Origin of the sequence: Grylomicrobium aquisgranense (genome assembly GCF_033971865.1) — a bacterium.
Taxonomy (GTDB): Bacteria; Bacillota_I; Bacilli_A; order Erysipelotrichales; family Erysipelotrichaceae; genus Bulleidia; species Bulleidia massiliensis.
In genome coordinates this window covers 35,803-54,125 of record NZ_JALBUR010000015.1, presented here as the reverse complement: position 1 = coordinate 54,125, position 18,323 = coordinate 35,803, and the positions used below count along the sequence as shown (strand labels likewise).

Sequence of the window (18,323 nt, the reverse complement as noted above, 5' to 3'; positions counted from 1 at the left end):
GTAACTTTAATTGTCTTTTTACCATCTTACTGTAACAATGAAACCGGAAAGGAAAGCCGTATGCGTTAGAAGCGCACGTACGGTTTGATGAGGGGCGGCAGAAGTTAACTCTGTCGCCTACTCTTTTCTATTACATTGGTACCTTGTTTTCAGCCATTCTGTAATACAATACTTCTGGTAAGCGTCACGGAGGATTTCAATCATGGCAAAACTGTACTTTTATTATGGTGCAATGGGCAGCTCCAAAAGTGCCAATGCATTGATGGCAGAATACAACTATCGTGAAAGGGGACAGAAGGTATTACTGGCCAAGACCAATACGGATACAAGAGATGGTAAAAATGTCATTCGTTCCCGGATTGGTCTGGAAAGAGAATGCATTCTGCTGAGCGATATCTGCGCCATGAGCGATGAAGAAATCAAAGAATATGATGCTGTGATTGTGGACGAAATCCAGTTTGCGCCGGCCAAGCAGATTGATTTCCTGGCTCATATTGTCGATGACCTGGGTATTCCGGTACTCTGCTATGGCCTGCGTACAGACTTTCAGCTGAACCTGTTTGAAGGCAGTGAACGTCTGTTGGCGATTGCGGATGAGATCAAAGAGATCAAGACAGTCTGCTGGTGCGGCAGGAAGGCAACCTGCAATGCCAGATATAACAAGCATGGCATTGTCCGCAGTGGTGCCCAGATCATGCTTGGTGCCAATGATGACTATATTGCTTTATGCCGCAAACACTTCCTGGAAGGAAAACTCAGCCCTGATGATCCCGGTGATCAAAACAGGAAGTGATGATGCGGGGATATTCCTCTTCTTCCGATAGATCATAGACACAGATCACAGCAGGTTCCTGCAGCCTTGGAAGTACTATGCCTTCCGGCCGCATGAGTTCCTGCTTTTTTTCATGGGCTGTTTCGATGGTTAATAGATATGTAGAACGGTCAGGATTCGGTATACTGCAGTGAAACAGGGAATCGTTATCAAAGTCCAGTACGGGTCCATTGGTAACCTGAACTTTGCCATAGCGGATGGCATCATGGAATTGCTTTGAAAGCGGCTTTCTTTCTTCAGCATCCATCCAGGTGGTATACCATCCTGCCATGTTTTCCGGCTGGTGCAGATCCATGCCGGATACCGGCTGAATATGAAAGCCTTCCAGTACCTTTGCTTTCCAGAGATACAGTGCTCTCTGGTTGTCAGGATACAGTGGATGGGCATTGTTTACGATCTCCAGGAAGTCCACCAGATGCCAGTCATGAATCTGCATGGTCCATGCCATGCCGTTGGAAAAGGGGTAGGGGATGGAACAAGGGTGGGCAGGACCAGCCACGCCGCCATCCTTGTGAATGCGCTCTAACAGCAGATCGGCATTTTCTTTCTGGAAATCTTCCCATTCAAAATAGCTGCTGATTCCCTGGGCCAGCAGATGGCCATACCATGTCGTCACTTCCATGCCCTGGATTGTTTCCATGTGCAGATCTGCACATGCTTTTGCAAAGCGTTCATAACCGGCGGTTGTATTATGATCTGTCAGCGATGCCGCCATGATGTCATGATCGTGCAGATATTGTGCAAGTGCTTCGGGGGTAAACTTTCCATCCGAGGCGATTGTATGATGATGCAGTTCAATGCGCTTCCACATATGGCTACTCCCCCTTTACCTGCAGTGTGATTACAGTATCATCCTCAATGGCCGCAAACACATTGACCACAATCCTAATCTGACCCCGGATCTCCTTTACCACAGTTCCTTCATTTTGCGGACTGGATGTGATCACCATTTTTTTAGTTTTGCCAGGTTTGTGGATATTGCAGACAAAGCGGCCATTCATAAACAAGGCAAACTGAATCTCTGTCTTCATGTGATCCATTGCCTGCCGCAGATCGATATCACTGGGGTGTCTGCCAAGGTACGCTTCCAGCCGGTTGGCCAGAAAGATGCGGTATTTCTGTAGATAGGCTGCTGGATCCTGTATTTTCTCATGATTGTATGACAAAGTGATTTCCAATTGGCGCAATGGTTTTTCCAGACAGTATTCATAGCTTATGGTTCCCTGATAGTTGCGGGGAACTGTACTTTGAAATGACAGCAGATCTTTCATTTCTCGTGTCTCCTTTTGTACAAAAGCAGCCTTACTATACAAAATCCGTGTGAAAAGTTCGGCTTATTTATGTTGAATATAGGTAAAAGCCAGATATTTTGTATATGAAAATTTTACATTTGCGATAAATATTTAACCAAATCTGTTTTTGTACTTCTGAAAATATTTTACATTCCTCTGGCAAGATGGATGCCGTTGAAAGGGAGTGACAAATATCGGTATGACATATCTGACTGCTCATGCTGGCAGTGATGGTACAAAAGACAACACACTGCCATCTGTACAGTATGGTCTGGACAGCGGTGCCGACTGTGTGGAAGTGGATGTCCGTCAGAAAGATGACGGAACCCTCGTCCTTTCCCACGATGAAAGCAACCGGGACAGTGTGCCTCTGGCGGATGCGTTTGCCTGTCTGAAAAAGTATCCGCAGGCGAAGATGAACTGTGATCTCAAGGCAGAAGGGCTTGAGGAGGCTGTATATCAGCTTGCTGTATCCTGCGGTGTATCGGATCAGCTGATCTATTCCGGTACTGTGGATCCGGTGGATTTCCATCAGCGCCATGCAAAGTTTGCCAAAGCAGAAGTATATATGAACATCGAGAATCTCTGGCCGACGATCTATGAGAACATGCTCAAAGGCGTGATTCCGCTGCGTATGCTGGATGTATTGAAGGATGCCGCGGCACAGGGAATTCATGTGATCAATCTGGAATACCGCGTCTATGACGTACTTGTCAATGATCTGAAAGAATGCGGTTTAAAGGCTTCGGTGTGGACGGTGAATGAGATGGGTGAGATCAAAAGATTTCTGCAGGATCCGCAGATCATCAATATCACGACCCGGAAGATCAGGGATGCCGTGGCATGCCGGGAGGAATTATGCTGAAGAAATACTACCATCAGGTTGGTTCAAAGAACTTCTGGCAATACATCATCTTTGCGGTATTTGTCATCTTCTTCTATCTGCCATTGCTGAACCTGGTCATGCTGGCATTTGCCGACAAATATGAGGCACCGGCCATCATTCCGCAGAAGTTTGGCTTCAAGTGGTGGCAGTTTGTGCTTGGACAGCCTTCACTGCTGTCATCGATTGGCACATCCTTCATTCTTGCCATCGTTGTGACCATTGTCAGTGCCATCATCTGCGTGCCGGCAGCCTATGCCCTGGCCCGCTTCAAGTTCAAAGGCAGAAATGCCTTCATGCTTTCCTTCCTGCTGTCCAATGCCTTCCCGCGCATGGGCCTGTACATCTCGATCGGCATTCTGTTCTACAAGCTGAATCTGATCGGGACCTTCCAGGGCGTTGTGCTGATTCATGTCGTCAACTCCATGATGTTCATGACCTGGATCCCGTGCGGTGCCTTCCGCAGTGTGTACAGCCAGATGGAAGAGTCAGCCCGTGATGCCGGTGCCAGCCCGCTGCAGACTTTCTTCAAGATCACGCTGCCGATGGCAAAGCCTGGCATTGTAGTCGGTGCCGTGTTCACGTTCCTTGGTTCCATGGAAGAAGCACAGGGCACTCTGCTGGTAGGCTTCCCGCAGATCAAGACCATGCCGGTGCAGCTGTACGGCGTCATCATGGAATATCCATTGACAGCCGGTCCGGTGCTCTCACTGATCCTGATCGTACCAGCGATCATCGTGCTGCTCTGTGTCCATAAATATTTGAGTGCCGATACTATTTCCGAAGGATTCGGCATGTAAGGGGAGGAATCAATATCAATGTGTACTGAATGGAAGCTGCAGATCAAGGATATGAAGAAACGCTACCGCAATGGTGATGGTGTTGAACATATCAATATCGATGTGGCACCAGGCGAGTTTCTGACCATGCTTGGTCCGTCAGGCTGCGGCAAATCAACAATTCTGAGAACGATCGGCGGATTTCTGCAGATCGATGAAGGTGACATCCTGCTGGATGGCAAGTCCATCAAGGATCTGCCGCCGGAGAAACGGCCGACAGCCATGGTGTTCCAGAGCTATAACCTCTGGCCGCATATGACCGTGGCAGACAATCTTGCCTTTGGCCTCAGGATCCGCAGGATGAACAAGAATGACATTGCTAAAAAAGTGAAGGACGGACTGGCGCTGGTGAACATGAGCGGTACGGAATACAAGTATCCCACTCAGCTGTCCGGCGGCCAGCAGCAGCGTATTGCCATTGCCAGAGCACTGCTTCTGGAGCCAAGTGTTTTGCTGCTGGATGAGCCGTTCTCAGCACTGGATGCCAAGATCCGGGCACAGATGCGTGAAGAGCTCAAGAAGATCCAGGAAGAGCTGCATATCACAGTTGTGTTTGTAACGCATGATCAGGAGGAAGCCATGGTGCTGTCCCACCGTATTGTGGTCATGAACAAGGGCGTGATTGAACAGACCGGTACACCGAATGAAGTGTATGACCATCCGGCCAGCCGCTTTGTAGCATCGTTCATTGGTGAGATGAACTTTGTCAATAACGGCGACAAGGTGCTGGCGGTTCGCCCCGAGAACGTTCTGCTTTCAGAAGGGGATAAGGCAGGCATCCGCCATGGCAGTGTGCGCACTGTGATGATTCTGGGGCACTATGCCGAAGTGACTGTGGATGTCAACGATCAGATCGTCAAAGCATATGTGACAAGACAGGAAGCTGACCGTTTCCACCCGCATGATGAAGTATCACTGCAGTTTACAAAGATGTTTGAATACGCTGCATAAGCGAATGAGATAAGGAAAGAGAGAAATAAGTTATGAAGAATGGTTTCAAGAGAATTGTCAAGATCGGCTGTACCGCTTTACTGACTGCTTCCATGGCAGCCGGCTGCTCCGCAGGAGCTGCCAAGAGCACTTCCGGCGCGAAGACGATTACGGTCTGGGCAAACGGCTCCGACAATGTCAGAGTGCAGTTTGAACAGCAGATTGAAAAGTTCAATGCCAGCCAGAGTGATTACACAGCCAAGCTGGAGTTCATCACTTCCGGTACTGGTGCCCAGTCTTTGAGTGACAGAATCATCGCTGCCAAGAAGGCAGGTCAGACAGACACTGACTATGATGTTGTGGAAGTATCTGACAATGATGCTGCAACCTATCTGTCTCAGGCAGGTGACGATATCTTCACCAAGATTGATGCATCCAAGCTGAGCAACTACAGCAATCTGACAGTACAGTCTTCCTATTCTGATTATCTGGTGCCTTACCGTGGAACAACCGTTGTTCTGGCTTACAATTCCGATACCGTCAAGAATCCGCCGAAGACAGCAGATGAGCTGTATCAGTGGATCAAGGACAACCCTGGCAGATTTGCCTACAATACACCATCTTCCGGCGGTGCCGGCGGATCCTTCGTTCTGACCGCTGTCTATAACTTCCTGCCGGAGGAAGCATTGACTTCTACCGATACCAAGTGGGAAGAACAGTGGGACCAGGGCTTCAATCTGCTCAAGGAACTGCACCCATACCTCTATCAGTCTTCCGGTAAGACTGTTTATCCGAACAAGAACCAGGGTACCCTCGATCTGTTGGCCTCCAAGGAAGTTGATATGATCCCGGCCTGGGCTGATATGACGCTGTCACAGATCAAGCAGGGCACACTGCCGGATTCCATCAAGATCACCCAGATTGATCCTTCCTTCACTGGTTCGACTGTAGGTCTTGCCATTCCTACCATCGGCTCCAATCAGGATGGTGCATATGCGTTCATCAACTACATGCTTTCTGCAGATGCACAGAACATTGCTCTGGATTCCATGGCAGCTGTACCGGTTATCAGCTATGATAAACTCGACCCGGATCTGACAAAGTCCATTGAAGACCTCAAGATTTCCTCCTATCGTATGAGCAGCATCGGTTCCCTGTCCACAGACCTCAACGACAAGTGGGACTCTGAAATCGGCACACTGAACTGATGAAGGAAACCCGCTTTCATAAAATCCTGCCGTATCTTCTGATTCTGCCATCCTTTCTGATCATGGCCCTGGTCATCATCTACCCGGTGATCCTGTCCGTGATCAGCAGCTTCCAGCAGGAAGAAGGCGGCATCGGACTGGGCAATTATGCCTACTTCTTCACAGATGCCGTGCAGCGTGGGAATATGATCTATACCCTCAAGATTGTTATCTGGACGGTTGTACTTGCCATTGGCATCTCGTATCTGCTGGCGATCTACCTGCGCTTTTCCAAAAGCAAGGTCGCGAAATGGATCTCCCATCTGTATCTTTTGCCAAGATTCATTCCGGGTCTGGTCGCTGTCAACGGCATGATCACCATCATCCGTGACTCCGGCATGATCAACCGGTTCTTCCAGTTGTTTGGTCTGAATGTACAGCTTGGTCTGATGTACAATGCCAAGGGTATCGTCCTGATGAACCTGTGGTTCAACATCCCGTTTGCCACGATGCTGCTGGTATCGGCTATGGGGAAAATCCATGATTCCATCATCGAAGCGGCCAAGGACGTCGGTGCTTCACCAATCCGTATCCTGTGGAAGATGATTCTGCCGCTAACATACCGTGATCTGTTCATCGCCGCAACATTCGTCTTCATGTCCAACATTTCTTCCTTCACAACCCCGTACCTGATGGACGGCACCAACCCGCAGATGATGGGCATTGTCCTGTACAACCAGTACACCAACATGCACTATGCACGTTCGGCGGCACTGTCCGTGATCATGTTCCTGTTCTCTGCACTGTCTGCAGGTGTCTATGTCTATACCAACATGAAGCAGGCTGGCTGGGAAAAAGGCCAGGATGACTGAGCAGCGAATGCTGCCAAGGATCATTGCCCACCGTGGGGATCTGACCAAAGGCATTGAAAATACAATGGAGGCTCTGAATGGTGCTCTGGAATGCGCTGATGGTGTGGAGATTGATATCCGGATGACATCAGATCATCATCTGATTGTCTTCCACGATGACAGTCTGAAACGCCTGGCACCAAAGGAATATGAGCGCCTGGGGAAGAGAAAGATCCATGATCTGACTTTGTCAGAAATCCAGAGTGTACAGATGCCGAAGGATGGCAATCTGCTGGGTCCGTTTCCAAAAGGCGGCTATCCGGTTGAGACGATGCCGTTGCTGAAGAAGTACCGCACTGGCAATGGTCATGGCGAAACATCCGGCATTGTGACATTTGCCCAGTTCTGCGCCTGGTTAAAGCAGACACCGGAAAACTTCTTTGCGGAAGTGGAATACAAAGAGAAAGATCTTGTTGAGGCAAGTCTTGCCACGATGAAAGAATATGATGTGCTGCACAAGTGCATTCTGTTCTCAGGCGACAGGGCAGTCATCCAGCAGCTGCAGACCTGGTTCAAAGAGCATGAAAAACCGGATGGCCTGCGGCTGGGGGCCAACATCCGCTTTCTCAACAAAGAAACCATGGCAATGATCCAGAATATGGATCTCTATGAAGCCGGGCTAAATGGCGGCATGTATGCCAACCATGATGTGCTCTGGCTGAAAGAACATGGTATTGTGACATTCTCAAATCTGCTGGATGTACCATCCTGGTGGGAAAAACTGGCAGGAAGTGAGACTGCTTGTTTCAAGACAAACTGTGCCCGCACTGTACATGATTACTTTGAAAACATGTGGTAAATGAAAAGAAAGGCTTCGGCCTTTCTTTTCGTTATGCAGCATCATTTGTGCACAGCTTGTTATATGTTTTTTCAATCAGAATCGCACCCAGCGGGGCGGTAATCAATATAGCAATAACTGACATGGTAAGCACCTGATTGCCGCAGGATAAACCTCTTGCCAGCGGCACGCCGCCAATGGCGGCCTGTACCGTAGCCTTAGGAAGTTCGGCAATGATGGTAAAAAGTTTTTCTTTCCGATTGAGATTTGTACCAAGGATTGCCAGCCAGGTACCAAGAGAGCGGAAGGCAAGTCCAATGAACAACACAAGAATCATAGCAAGACCAGCCGATACGACATACCTGACATTCACGAGTGTTCCAACAAGGACAAACAGAAAGATGGATGCACCAACCCACAGCTTGTCGAATTTGGGGCACAGGCGTTTTGCAACAACAGGGCGCCTGTTATTGATGAGGATGCACATACTGATGAGCGCAATCAGACCGGAGATGCTGATGACTCCTTTGATGACATTTTCCTGATAGACAAGCAGGAAGGATACGGCAAGGATGATCAGTACTTTCAGTGTGTCCCGCATATGGATTTTCTTGAAAAGGAAAGAAAGCAGAATACCAATCAAAGCACCAATGATAATTCCAAGAAAGATGGATACAGGGATCTGCAGGAAGGTGCCGGCAGATACTTTCTGACCGCTGGCAAAAGAGAGCAGGGCAGTGAAGATGACAATGACATAGACATCATCGGCAGAGGAACCGGCAATGATCATCTGCGGGATGCCTTTCTTTGTGCCGATCTTTTTATCGAGCATCATACTCATGTATGGAACAACAACCGCCGGGGACACAGCACCCATGACCGCTCCCATGATGGCGGCTTCCAGTACCGTGCAGCCCAGCAGCTTTGGGGCAAACAGGACAAATCCGATCAGTTCAAATGTTGCCGGCAGAAAGCACATCAGCACGGCCGGACGGCCGATCCGCTTGAGATCGCTGAGATCCAGTGACAATCCTGCTTTGGCCAGGATGATGATCAGGGCAATCTCACGGACATCACCAGAGATAGCAAGAATATTCTGATCCATCAGATTCAATGCATTTGGCCCAAGCAGGATGCCGGCAATCAGAAATCCCAGCAGAGAGGGAAGGCCAAGTTTTTTGAAGAGGGCACCGATGAGAATGCCGGTGAGAATAATCAGGGCAAGACTTAACAGCATATTTGTTCTCCTTTCAAACGGGCCATAAAAAAGCTGATGACCCTGTGTAATCACAGAAGTCATCAGCCTGTATGGCGGTTTTGATTTGCATCAAGGGAGAACTTCATTCCCGTATGGAGATATGTTACCACGCAATGTTATTTCTGCAACTTTTTCAAACAGCATCAGACTGTCAATTTTCATTCAATGAAATGGAAAAGGCATTCATGTCCTGGCCTGTTTCCTTTAATACACTCTGCAGATAGACGGCCATCATCGTGTCATCCATATGGGCAATCTGATCATCCAGTTCCGGCTCATCCTGTATCGTATCCACGCTGCCGGTAAAGAAAGCCGCATTCAGATTGGCAATATAGTCATCCAGCTCTGCACTGCCGGTGGATTTTGCATAAATCGCCTTCATAAAGAAATCTCTGGCATACTGACTGTAATGCAGCAGATTCTCATCGGTAACCAGATGCTCTTTTGCCCAGGCATCCACATCAACGCTCTCTGTCTGATAGGAAAGTGTTCCATTCTTGATCGAAATGCTGGCAATGTGGCTTTCAAGAATGGAAATGGCACTGGTCACAGCTTCTGTAAAACCATTCCTGGAGGCGATGTGCTGGCAGTGCATATGACCGGAAAATCCTGCTTTGACACCATACGCCTGAAACAGATCCAGAAGCTTGTCACCATTGGCAATCCGGAATCCATCTGTAAAAAGGTCCATATGAACAAGAAAGTTCTGGTGGGAGAATGCCAGTACAGGCTCGCCGGCTTTCTTTGCTTTTTTGAGCTGCTGTTCGATCCATGTCAATGTCGTATCAGACACAGCCCCAAGAATGGAAGAGCCATTGACATCAATCATCAGACAGCGCACACCAGAATCCAGGCGGTATACATAACTCAGAGAATCCGAATCACGGGAAAGGGCATCATCATAGCCATCGTTATGGTAGATCTGTACAAATTCATCGTTTGTTACAGAATCAACCGACTGTACACCATCATTGGTATAGGCAATGGCATGTTTGTTATTCAGATCGTGATTGCCGGGTATAACCAATACCGGAATACCGGCATCATTGATTTCATCCAGTTTTTCAGCCAGTTCTTCATGGGAAGTCTTTTCACCATTCAAGGTCAGATCGCCCGTCAGGATAAAAGCATCGGGATGGTTATGAATGACAGTTTCGATCATGGCATCAGTTAGCTGGCTGCCATAGATGATGGTTTTGCCATCACCTTCTTCAGCAGCTTCCTTTACCAGGTCCAGATTCTCCATTAAAGAAGGGGAAAGATAGTGCAGATCCGTTGCTGTCATGAATGAAGTATCAGGCGTTGTTTCAACGGCATGCACGCCGCAGCCTGCCAGCGAAAAGGACAGGCATACAAGCAATGTTTTCAGATAGAGTTGTTTCATCACGGCCATTACAATAACACACTGTCGTATAATAGTCATGCAAGGAGACTATGACAATGAAGGGTGCAATTTTTGATATGGACGGCCTGATGTTTGATACAGAACGCATCTGGCAGGATACCTGGCATCAGATTGCCAGCGAACATCATGTGGTACTGGATCCCGGTTTTGGCAAAGCAGTAACCGGTACATCCGGTCCGAAAAGAGAAGCTGTGATCCGGGAGTATTACCATGTCAGTGATGGCCATCCGATTGATGAAGAGTGTGTAAAACGCATACATGCCTATCTTGAAAAAACTGTACCGGAAAAGCCGGGCATTCACGAAATTCTTTCCTGGCTGCATGATCATGGCTACAAGATCGCTGTGGCATCCAGTACAGAAAGCAGACAGATCGAGCATAACCTGGAGATGACCAATACCAGACAGTATATTGATGCGGTATGCTCCGGCACCCAGGTAGCTCACAGCAAGCCGGCACCGGATGTGTTTCTGTATGCGGCAGAGTGTATCCATGTACCGATTGCAGAATGCTATATCTTTGAGGATGCTTTCAATGGCATCCGGGCAGCCTACAATGCCGGGGGTGTTGGCATCATGGTGCCGGATACCCAGGCCCCGGATGAGGAGATGAGACAGAAAGCCCATGCCATCTGCAGGGACCTCAATGAGGCTCTGGCACTGATTCAGAAGGAATCCGCACAATGAACGGATGTCTGAATACTGCCTTGTTTTCAGATTCATATCAGGTAACAACGCTGCAGGAAGAAGATATTCCTGCAGTTTTTGCACTCTGCAGAAAAAATGAGCTGTACTACCAGTACTGTCCGCCCATGGTAACTATGGACAGCATTCGCTCTGATCTGCATGCTCTTCCCACCGGTGCAGAGATGTCGCAGAAGTATGACGTTGGATATTATCAAAATGGCAGACTCGTTGCCATCATGGATCTGATTACCGGCTGGCCAGAAGAAAGAACTGTCTGGATTGGCTTATTCATGGTGGATGTTTCCTGTCAGAGAAAAAATGCTGGCACAAAAATCATTCATGACCTGAAGATGGCGTTGAAACAGGCTGGTTTTGAGATGATTCAGCTTGGCTGGATGCAGGGTAATCCTCAGGCAGAACATTTCTGGAAGAAGAATGGCTTTGTGCCTTTGGATATACCCCGGCATACCAGCAGAGGAGATGTCATAATTGCACAATATCAATATTAAATAATGAATCCCTGCCTGATTGCTATGCATGTTATGTATAGCAAATCATACTGAAATACAATTGGAATTCTCATTTGATGCCAGCTATATTGTTGCTGAAAGAGGGCAGACATGAAGAAAAATCTGGTGATCTACTACAGCAGAAGAGGCGAAAACTATGTCAGCGGCCGCATTGAAGATCTGGCCAAAGGAAATTGTGAATATCTGGCTGCATATATTCAGGATGCGATTGAGGTGGATCTTTTTCATGCAGAGACAGTTGTACCTTACAGCAAAGACTATGAAGAATGTACCAGAGAAGCAGCACGCGATCTTAAGGAAAACAGGAAGCCAGAACTAAAAGCTTATCTGGATGATCTTTCTGACTATGACAATATCTTTCTTGTGGGTCCATGCTGGTGGGGGACCTATCCGATGGCCTTGTTTGTAGCTCTGGATGGACTCGATTTTACTGGAAAACATGTGTTTTGCTGCATGAGCCATGAAGGCTCTGGCATGGGGCATAGTGTACAGGATTGTAAGAAGAAGCTGAAAGGTGCTATCTTTGGGGAAAGCCTGGCAGTGCAGGGGAGCCGGACACAGGCATCCAGGGATCTTGTTTCAGCTTGGGCACAGAAGTGTATGAACAGATAATATACAGGAGAAAAATATGGAGTATGTAAGACTTGGCAGCAGCGGACTCAAGGTATCAAAGATATGCCTTGGCACAATGGGATTTGGCACACCTGGTGAATTGTTTTCCTGGACGGTTGGCTATGAAACAAGTGAGGCAATTGTGCGGGAGTGTCTGGATCTTGGCATCAATTTCTTTGATACGGCAAATGTGTATTCCAATGGGGAAGCAGAACAGTATCTGGGCAAAGCAATCCGTCAGTATGGCAATCGGGATGAAGCTGTGATTGCAACCAAAGTTGGTCTGAACATGGACAAGCATCCCCGTCCAAATACGGTCGGTCTTTCACGCAAAGTGATTTTTTCTGAAGTAGAAAAGAGCCTGACAAGACTTGGCACAGACTACATTGACGTTTATATTATTCATCATCCGGACGCGGAAACACCGGTTGAGGAAACGATGGAGGCACTGGACGATCTGATCAGATCCGGCAAAGTCAGATATATCGGTGCATCCAATATGAAAGCATGGCAGTTTGCCAAGTATCAGTACATTGCCAGAATGCATGGCTGGCATGAATTTATCTGCCTTGAAAATATGCATAATATCTTTGTCAGACAGGATGAACGTGAGGTGTTCCCGATGCTGGAAGATATGGGCGTCTCGCTGATGGCTTATAAGGTTCTGGCAGGTGGAAGACTTTCCCGCAGTGTGAATGAAAAGACGGCACGTTCTGCTACCCAGCCGCTTTCTGCAAAGGATCTTGCCATGAATGACAGGATCCAGCAGGTGGCAGATGCCCATCATTGTTCAAAGGCAGATGTATTAATCGCCTATGAATTGGATAAGAAACCTGTTGATACGGTATTGATCGGGACAACAAAGCCCGGCAGAATGAGCGATACCGTCAAGGCACTGGATATTCACCTTTCAGATGATGAAATTGCCTTACTCGAAAAAGACAATTAACGTACAAAAGGCTTATAGCTGCAGTATTAATTGATTGAACAATGCAGTGCAGGAGGATTGAGTTTATGATGAATGTATTTCCGGAGGTAAAAAAGAATTTTGGCTTTGGTATGATGCGGCTGCCAATGAAAGATAATGATGTGGATTATGATCAGGTGTCGCAAATGGTCGATCTGTTTCTGGAAAATGGTTTCAATTACTTCGACACTGCCCATGGCTATATCGATGGCAAGTCTGAAATGGCAGTGAAGAAGTGCCTGACATCAAGACATGACAGAAGTGAATATTCGCTGACAGACAAGCTGACAGGCTCCTATTTCAACAAAGAAGAGGATATCCGTCCGTTCTTTGAAAGTCAGCTGAAGGCATGCGGTGTTGATTACTTTGACTTTTATCTGATGCATGCCCAGAATGCCAGAGAGTTCGAAAAGTTTAAAAAGTGCAGGGCATATGAAACGGCGCTGGAACTGAAAAAAGAAGGAAAGATTCATCATTTTGGCATTTCCTTCCATGACAAGGCAGATGTTCTGGATCGGATTTTAACTGAGTATCCGCAGATTGAGATTGTGCAGATTCAGTTCAATTATCTGGATTATGAAGATGCTTCAGTAGAATCCGGGAAGGTATACCGTGTCTGTGAAAAGCACAATAAACCAGTGCTCGTCATGGAACCGGTCAAGGGAGGCTCTCTTGTCAATCTGCCCAAAGAAGCACAGGAGATTTTTGATGCATTGCATGGCGGTTCCAATGCTTCTTATGCAATTCGGTTTGCCGCAGGCTTTCCGAATATCCGCATGGTACTTTCCGGCATGAGCAGTCTTGAGCAGATGCAGGATAATATCTCATTTATGAAAGATTTCAAGCCGTTGGATGACAAGGAACAGGAAGCAGTCCGCAAAGTGACGGAAGTATTCTCTCACCTGCAGATGATTCCGTGCACATCCTGCCACTATTGTGTCGAGGAAAACCACTGTCTGAAGAAAATCCGCATTCCGGACATGTTTGCCTGCATGAATAAAAAGAAGATCTTTAATGACTGGAACCAGAATTATTATTACAGCAATGTTCTGACTTCGGGCGATAATGGCAAAGCTTCTGACTGCATTCAGTGCGGCGGCTGTGAAAGGGTATGCCCTCAGCATCTGCCAATCCGCAGTCTTCTCAAACAGGTCGCAAAAGAATTCGAATAATGAAAAAAGGTCAGAGATTATTCCTGGCCTTTTGATTTGCCTCATTCAGTTTTCTGACAGCATCAAGTTCCACTCTGGTGATATGGCAGTAGCCATCCGGGTTCTTTTTGAGATAATTCTGATGATATTCCTCTGCTTCATAGAAGCACTGCAATGGCTGCAGCTCCACATAGAACTTCTGATGTTTCTGTCTTTCCAGATCAAACCGTTTCTGCAGCACCGGCAGCAGTTTTTCATCCTTGTAATACACACCGGTCTGATACTGCTCGCCGATATCATTGCCCTGCTGGTGATACAGGGTAGGATCAATACACAGGAAGAATGCATCAAGCAGTGTCTCTTCCTTTAATACCGATGGATCATAGGTGACCCGTACTGTTTCCTTAAAGCCGGTATCATTGCGGCAGACTTCTTCATAAGAAGGATTGAAAGTATGGCCATTGGCATAGCCCACCGTTGTATCAATCACGCCATCCAGCATCTGAAAGATTCTCTCTGTGCCCCAGAAACAGCCCCCGGCAAAGTACAGAACATCTTTTCCTTCCGGCTGCCAGGCATCATCTTTAGTCGTTCTTGGGGCATCATGCACATAAACAATCGTTTCTGCATTCTTCTTGAAGCGTGCAAACCCGTTGTGTTCCAGCACATGGCGCGCCTGCTCATTACGGATGGGAACTACAGCAAATACTTTTTCCAGATGCATTTCTTTGTGCAGATAAGGCATCAGCACATATACAGCATTTGCCGCAAAATGCTGTTTCTGATACGCCGGATCAACTGTAAAGGAAAGCATTGGCCCATCCTCTTCTGTTGTAACAGAGAGACAGCCAGCTTTTATGCCATCATGCAGGATATCCCAGTGTGTGTCATCTTTCTGTTTCAGAGTGACAAGATCATTTTTGAGTGTTGTTTTCATGGCGCCATTGTAGCATTCTTCTGCAGAAAAATATGAAATCATGATCTGATCAAAGAGAAATTTCAGATGATGAGGCTGGCAGGCAGAGATGCCCGCTGTGAAAAACAGTAAATATGGGGAAATTCAACAAAATAAAAATATGAAATATGAGGCTTATTGTCCAAATGAGAATATCAAATATGGGGAAAGTGATAGATAACAATCAAGGTGCCTTGGGATATTGAACAGGAGCCGGTTATCATTCTGCTTCATTCCGCATATATTTTGTAAGAAAATAATATAGTTAGAAATGCTCAGAAATGTTCAAATCTCCTTTTTCTGCCTTACAGATTCGGCTGCGACACAGCAGTGGCTGATGTTTGCTATGTCCAAAGAGAGCAGACGGATGTTATACTGATGCAGGAAAACCGGCAGGACAGATATGAAGCATTCTGCCAGTATCATAAGCTGATCCTTTCAGTGCAGGAGAAAATGATGGCATATAAAGCGGTTCTATTTGATTATGATGGTACACTGACTGATCGTACCAGAAGTGCTTATACAGGTTTTAAACTGGTTTTGAAGAAATACTTTCCTGATATGGAAGAGAGTGATCCTGTCTTTGAGGGCATGATGCAGCAGTGCATTCTCTGGGATGAATATGGCACCATTGGCAAGAAGACCGTGATGGAGAGAGTGAAAAATCACTGGCTTCCGGATCTGGATGTGGATCAGGCTGTGAAAGAGTGGTACGAGATCTTCCCGGACTGCCAGTTCTGGACGGAAGGCATGCCGGAAACAATCAAAGCCTTGAAAGAAAAATATAAAGTCGGCATGGTTACAAATGGTCCGCATGACCGTCAGTGGCCGAAGATTCATAAGATGCAGATGGATGGGATGTTTGATCCGATCATTGTCAGTGGAGATTTCGGTAAGAAAAAGCCGGATCCTTCCATCTATCAGGCAGCTGCCGATTACCTGCATGTATCCTGTGAAGAGTGCATTTATGTCGGTGATACTTTCCATACAGATATCGTTGGGGCAATGAATGCACATATGCGTCCCATCTGGTTCTGTGCAGAAAGGGCAGGGGTTACGGACCTGGATGTAGAGATTGCCAGATCGGCAAAGGAGCTGGCAGATCTGCTGCTGTAAATGAATACGAAAACGGAGCAGTTACCACTGATGTGGCAGCTGCTCTTTTTGGTAAGCTGTTCGAAGCAGATTATCGGTTATGATCGGTAGTCTGCCTGCGACGTATTTTCGACGTGTGGTAATACATCCTGAATTGCCCGAAGACATTCAGCTTTATTTTCTTCTGGTAAGGAAGAAATATCCTGCATTAATTCATCTTCAGCCTGCTGATCAGCATAGTTTTGAAGCTTTTGATATTCTTCTCTGGTATTAGCAAATTTCAATAATTCCTGATTATCAGTGATGATGGTTTCTTCATTGATTGCAGAAAGCATAGTATCAATACTTGTTTCTGTGGATTTCCTTGCGCTAAGTTTTAAATCAATGAAGCAGTACTGCTGCAGCTTATTGAAGAATTCTGCTGACTGCAGTTTATGGAAGATATCCAGCCAGGAATCGTGGCCCAAGTGCCATTCTGATCCAGTTGCTTTTGACTCATCTGAAAAATAATAGTAAGTATCATATTTCCTAATGAGCATTGCATACATTGCCGAAAGAGCCATGACTGCGCTCAATATGCTTTCCTTGTCGTATACAGCATCTTCTATGAAGCATCTATACATGATTGTTAAGACTGACTTCATTTTTACGATATTTTCAAAATAGACATTATCGTTGATCGCAATGTGGCGCTTTTCTTTATCAAGAATATCGACATAGTTATCAACGCATTCACCGTACTTTGCCAATGTCTCTGCTTCAGATGCTCCAAGAGTTTTTTTAACTTGCTCACTTAATCTAGCAATGCTGTTTTCAACATCCTTGATTTCATCGCTGAGGATTGCAAATCCTGCAACATCTACACACAGGTTAACACCAGTCAGAGCTATATTTACAAAATTCAGCCCTTTGATAGTTTCCAGTGAATTTGTTATAAGACCAATATTGCTTGCAATGTTTTTTGTTGTATCTGAGATTTGTACTGCGTTTTTCCCAATTTCATTGATAGCTGATAATGCTGACTGATTTGCCTTCACAATTTGCTGCATGAGATTGGAGGTATTGCCAGAATCAGAAACTGTTTCAACCATTATCTTCTTGAATCTCTGTAGTGTTCCATTCTTGCGTCGTGAGATTACTTGCAGCACTCCATCTTTAACTAGTTTTTGATACTCAGCATCGGTTAGGTTTATTATGTATTGCATTATTCATTCTCCCCAACTTCAAAATCTCTCATTCGCAGGTAAAACATCAGTGCCATCACATAAGTGAAGTTTCGTATTGTATATCGGGTATTATCCATACTTTGATTCACTAATACGTTATAAACTGGTTCACTTGTATTAAATTGGTTGATGACCATGTTAACCTGGTAAGCCAATTCTTTTCCATCATGCAACATGTCTGCAGCGGCATCCTTCACCACCTCAGGTACTATTGCGTCTGCTTTCTTTTTTACCCCATTAATGAAGGAATTCCCTTTTTTCTGCTTTTCGTCTTTCAGAATGCTTTTCATGCATGTGTAAAAGAGAATTTGATTAATACGGAAATCTACTGAACGTACTGGCTCCTGATTGTTTTGCAGATATGTTGAATACAAGCAGAGAAATCCTTTCGTGAAATCTTCAAGCATGCTGATTACATCTTCACTTTTGCATACTTTTATATCAATACTGATCTCCGTGATCCGTTCTAGATAATCGTCTGCAGACGATCCTGGTTGTACTCTTTCTGCAAGGTAACTTAATGCACTTTTCGTATAGGTGCTTGCCAACTGTGTATCATGTAGATGGTTACGCTTTTCGATTCCTGCTAAAAACACCCCCAGTTTTTCCAGCAGTACTTGTTTGTCTGCATTTGCTGGATCAATAAAGATGTAGTCTGCAAAGCTATTAAATCTTTTTCTGAAATCTGCTATCGAACGATCACTTAATTCCATAAGGACAGTTTTGAAATCAATAACAGGCTCTGCAGGTTGAGGCTTCGTATCTGTCTTCTCCGGCATAATATCC

20 protein-coding genes and 1 riboswitch are annotated in these 18,323 nt (G+C 46.1%); of the genes, 13 read left to right on the top strand and 7 right to left on the bottom strand.

What is annotated here, in order from left to right:
• Window positions 1-202 precede the first annotated feature (202 nt).
• Entirely contained in the window at window positions 203-793 is a 591-nt protein-coding gene (locus MOZ60_RS07155) for a thymidine kinase (protein ID WP_370596139.1), read from the top strand.
• Here the strand turns inward: MOZ60_RS07155 and MOZ60_RS07150 are convergent.
• Together MOZ60_RS07150 and MOZ60_RS07145 are read right to left on the bottom strand one after the other, a co-directional pair.
• Complete coding sequence (locus MOZ60_RS07150; RefSeq protein ID WP_370596138.1) at window positions 756-1,643, bottom strand: CehA/McbA family metallohydrolase; 888 nt, start codon at window positions 1,641-1,643, stop codon at window positions 756-758. The two genes, MOZ60_RS07155 and MOZ60_RS07150, sit on opposite strands and share 38 nt — an antisense overlap.
• Window positions 1,644-1,647: 4 nt before the next feature.
• A complete protein-coding gene (locus MOZ60_RS07145) occupies window positions 1,648-2,103 on the bottom strand; it encodes a DUF6669 family protein (protein WP_370596137.1) in 456 nt (151 codons plus the stop codon).
• 220 nt (window positions 2,104-2,323) lie between these two features.
• Here MOZ60_RS07145 and MOZ60_RS07140 point away from each other — a divergent pair, with 220 nt between their 5' ends.
• From MOZ60_RS07140 to MOZ60_RS07115, 6 genes are read left to right on the top strand one after another with little or no spacing between them, the layout of a single operon-like run.
• Window positions 2,324-2,989: a glycerophosphodiester phosphodiesterase gene (locus MOZ60_RS07140; protein WP_370596136.1), complete on the top strand. Its 666-nt coding sequence runs from the start codon at window positions 2,324-2,326 to the stop codon at window positions 2,987-2,989.
• On the top strand, window positions 2,968-3,807 hold the full coding sequence (locus MOZ60_RS07135) for an ABC transporter permease (RefSeq protein ID WP_277644620.1): 840 nt from the start codon (window positions 2,968-2,970) through the stop codon (window positions 3,805-3,807). Before MOZ60_RS07140 ends, MOZ60_RS07135 begins: the two co-directional genes overlap by 22 nt.
• An 18-nt stretch (window positions 3,808-3,825) precedes the next feature.
• Window positions 3,826-4,797, top strand: coding sequence for an ABC transporter ATP-binding protein (locus MOZ60_RS07130; protein ID WP_370596135.1), 972 nt, complete (start codon window positions 3,826-3,828; stop codon window positions 4,795-4,797).
• 32 nt (window positions 4,798-4,829) lie between these two features.
• Window positions 4,830-5,984, top strand: a complete 1,155-nt coding sequence (locus MOZ60_RS07125; RefSeq protein ID WP_370596134.1) for an extracellular solute-binding protein — start codon at window positions 4,830-4,832, stop codon at window positions 5,982-5,984.
• Complete coding sequence (locus tag MOZ60_RS07120; RefSeq protein WP_277008083.1) at window positions 5,984-6,835, top strand: ABC transporter permease; 852 nt, start codon at window positions 5,984-5,986, stop codon at window positions 6,833-6,835. The genes MOZ60_RS07125 and MOZ60_RS07120 overlap by 1 nt, the downstream gene beginning before the upstream one ends.
• Before the next feature lie 7 nt (window positions 6,836-6,842).
• Window positions 6,843-7,673, top strand: coding sequence for a glycerophosphodiester phosphodiesterase (locus MOZ60_RS07115; protein ID WP_277634745.1), 831 nt, complete (start codon window positions 6,843-6,845; stop codon window positions 7,671-7,673).
• 31 nt (window positions 7,674-7,704) lie between these two features.
• On the opposite strand, the gene MOZ60_RS07110 is transcribed toward MOZ60_RS07115, so the two are convergent.
• Both MOZ60_RS07110 and MOZ60_RS07105 read right to left on the bottom strand, forming a co-directional pair.
• On the bottom strand, window positions 7,705-8,889 hold the full coding sequence (locus MOZ60_RS07110) for a cation:proton antiporter domain-containing protein (protein WP_370596133.1): 1,185 nt from the start codon (window positions 8,887-8,889) through the stop codon (window positions 7,705-7,707).
• Between the two features lie 46 nt (window positions 8,890-8,935).
• A riboswitch (Fluoride riboswitch) is annotated at window positions 8,936-9,009 on the bottom strand.
• A 52-nt stretch (window positions 9,010-9,061) separates the two neighbouring features.
• On the bottom strand, window positions 9,062-10,294 hold the full coding sequence (locus MOZ60_RS07105) for a metallophosphoesterase (protein ID WP_277008077.1): 1,233 nt from the start codon (window positions 10,292-10,294) through the stop codon (window positions 9,062-9,064).
• 56 nt (window positions 10,295-10,350) lie between these two features.
• Here MOZ60_RS07105 and MOZ60_RS07100 point away from each other — a divergent pair, with 56 nt between their 5' ends.
• The 5 genes from MOZ60_RS07100 (at window position 10,351) to MOZ60_RS07080 (ending at window position 14,282) form a co-directional block, all read left to right on the top strand.
• On the top strand, window positions 10,351-11,001 hold the full coding sequence (locus MOZ60_RS07100; protein ID WP_277008076.1) for an HAD family hydrolase: 651 nt from the start codon (window positions 10,351-10,353) through the stop codon (window positions 10,999-11,001).
• Window positions 10,998-11,510, top strand: coding sequence for a GNAT family N-acetyltransferase (locus tag MOZ60_RS07095; protein WP_277008073.1), 513 nt, complete (start codon window positions 10,998-11,000; stop codon window positions 11,508-11,510). Before MOZ60_RS07100 ends, MOZ60_RS07095 begins: the two co-directional genes overlap by 4 nt.
• Window positions 11,511-11,621: 111 nt before the next feature.
• A complete protein-coding gene (locus tag MOZ60_RS07090; RefSeq protein ID WP_277008070.1) occupies window positions 11,622-12,143 on the top strand; it encodes a flavodoxin in 522 nt (173 codons plus the stop codon).
• Between the two features lie 16 nt (window positions 12,144-12,159).
• Window positions 12,160-13,092 (top strand): aldo/keto reductase, encoded by a 933-nt coding sequence (locus tag MOZ60_RS07085; protein ID WP_277008068.1) that lies wholly within the window; start codon window positions 12,160-12,162, stop codon window positions 13,090-13,092.
• A gap of 65 nt (window positions 13,093-13,157) precedes the next feature.
• Window positions 13,158-14,282, top strand: a complete 1,125-nt coding sequence (locus MOZ60_RS07080) for an aldo/keto reductase (RefSeq protein ID WP_277008065.1) — start codon at window positions 13,158-13,160, stop codon at window positions 14,280-14,282.
• Between the two features lie 10 nt (window positions 14,283-14,292).
• Here MOZ60_RS07080 and msrA read toward each other — a convergent pair whose 3' ends face one another.
• On the bottom strand, window positions 14,293-15,198 hold the full coding sequence (gene msrA / locus MOZ60_RS07075; protein ID WP_277008062.1) for a peptide-methionine (S)-S-oxide reductase MsrA: 906 nt from the start codon (window positions 15,196-15,198) through the stop codon (window positions 14,293-14,295).
• 471 nt (window positions 15,199-15,669) lie between these two features.
• Between msrA and MOZ60_RS07070 the strand changes: the two genes are divergently transcribed.
• Entirely contained in the window at window positions 15,670-16,332 is a 663-nt protein-coding gene (locus tag MOZ60_RS07070) for an HAD family hydrolase (protein WP_277653560.1), read from the top strand.
• A 77-nt stretch (window positions 16,333-16,409) separates the two neighbouring features.
• Here MOZ60_RS07070 and MOZ60_RS07065 read toward each other — a convergent pair whose 3' ends face one another.
• Entirely contained in the window at window positions 16,410-17,516 is a 1,107-nt protein-coding gene (locus MOZ60_RS07065) for a hypothetical protein (protein ID WP_277008056.1), read from the bottom strand.
• A complete protein-coding gene (locus MOZ60_RS07060) occupies window positions 17,516-18,316 on the bottom strand; it encodes a hypothetical protein (protein ID WP_277008053.1) in 801 nt (266 codons plus the stop codon). Before MOZ60_RS07060 ends, MOZ60_RS07065 begins: the two co-directional genes overlap by 1 nt.
• Window positions 18,317-18,323: the final 7 nt, after the last annotated feature.

What these genes read in the sequence shown, in the direction of transcription:
- MOZ60_RS07060 (WP_277008053.1), bottom strand. Translation starts at nt 18,316, where the DNA reads ATGCCGGAGAAGACAGATACGAAGCCTCAACCTGCAGAGCCTGTTATT.
- MOZ60_RS07100 (WP_277008076.1), top strand. Translation starts at nt 10,351, where the DNA reads ATGAAGGGTGCAATTTTTGATATGGACGGCCTGATGTTTGATACAGAA.
- msrA (WP_277008062.1), bottom strand. Translation starts at nt 15,198, where the DNA reads ATGAAAACAACACTCAAAAATGATCTTGTCACTCTGAAACAGAAAGAT.
- MOZ60_RS07070 (WP_277653560.1), top strand. Translation starts at nt 15,670, where the DNA reads ATGATGGCATATAAAGCGGTTCTATTTGATTATGATGGTACACTGACT.
- MOZ60_RS07130 (WP_370596135.1), top strand. Translation starts at nt 3,826, where the DNA reads ATGTGTACTGAATGGAAGCTGCAGATCAAGGATATGAAGAAACGCTAC.
- MOZ60_RS07080 (WP_277008065.1), top strand. Translation starts at nt 13,158, where the DNA reads ATGATGAATGTATTTCCGGAGGTAAAAAAGAATTTTGGCTTTGGTATG.
- MOZ60_RS07115 (WP_277634745.1), top strand. Translation starts at nt 6,843, where the DNA reads ATGCTGCCAAGGATCATTGCCCACCGTGGGGATCTGACCAAAGGCATT.
- MOZ60_RS07110 (WP_370596133.1), bottom strand. Translation starts at nt 8,889, where the DNA reads ATGCTGTTAAGTCTTGCCCTGATTATTCTCACCGGCATTCTCATCGGT.
- MOZ60_RS07150 (WP_370596138.1), bottom strand. Translation starts at nt 1,643, where the DNA reads ATGTGGAAGCGCATTGAACTGCATCATCATACAATCGCCTCGGATGGA.
- MOZ60_RS07090 (WP_277008070.1), top strand. Translation starts at nt 11,622, where the DNA reads ATGAAGAAAAATCTGGTGATCTACTACAGCAGAAGAGGCGAAAACTAT.
- MOZ60_RS07145 (WP_370596137.1), bottom strand. Translation starts at nt 2,103, where the DNA reads ATGAAAGATCTGCTGTCATTTCAAAGTACAGTTCCCCGCAACTATCAG.
- MOZ60_RS07125 (WP_370596134.1), top strand. Translation starts at nt 4,830, where the DNA reads ATGAAGAATGGTTTCAAGAGAATTGTCAAGATCGGCTGTACCGCTTTA.
- MOZ60_RS07065 (WP_277008056.1), bottom strand. Translation starts at nt 17,516, where the DNA reads ATGCAATACATAATAAACCTAACCGATGCTGAGTATCAAAAACTAGTT.
- MOZ60_RS07120 (WP_277008083.1), top strand. Translation starts at nt 5,984, where the DNA reads ATGAAGGAAACCCGCTTTCATAAAATCCTGCCGTATCTTCTGATTCTG.
- MOZ60_RS07155 (WP_370596139.1), top strand. Translation starts at nt 203, where the DNA reads ATGGCAAAACTGTACTTTTATTATGGTGCAATGGGCAGCTCCAAAAGT.
- MOZ60_RS07095 (WP_277008073.1), top strand. Translation starts at nt 10,998, where the DNA reads ATGAACGGATGTCTGAATACTGCCTTGTTTTCAGATTCATATCAGGTA.
- MOZ60_RS07085 (WP_277008068.1), top strand. Translation starts at nt 12,160, where the DNA reads ATGGAGTATGTAAGACTTGGCAGCAGCGGACTCAAGGTATCAAAGATA.
- MOZ60_RS07105 (WP_277008077.1), bottom strand. Translation starts at nt 10,294, where the DNA reads ATGAAACAACTCTATCTGAAAACATTGCTTGTATGCCTGTCCTTTTCG.
- MOZ60_RS07140 (WP_370596136.1), top strand. Translation starts at nt 2,324, where the DNA reads ATGACATATCTGACTGCTCATGCTGGCAGTGATGGTACAAAAGACAAC.
- MOZ60_RS07135 (WP_277644620.1), top strand. Translation starts at nt 2,968, where the DNA reads ATGCCGGGAGGAATTATGCTGAAGAAATACTACCATCAGGTTGGTTCA.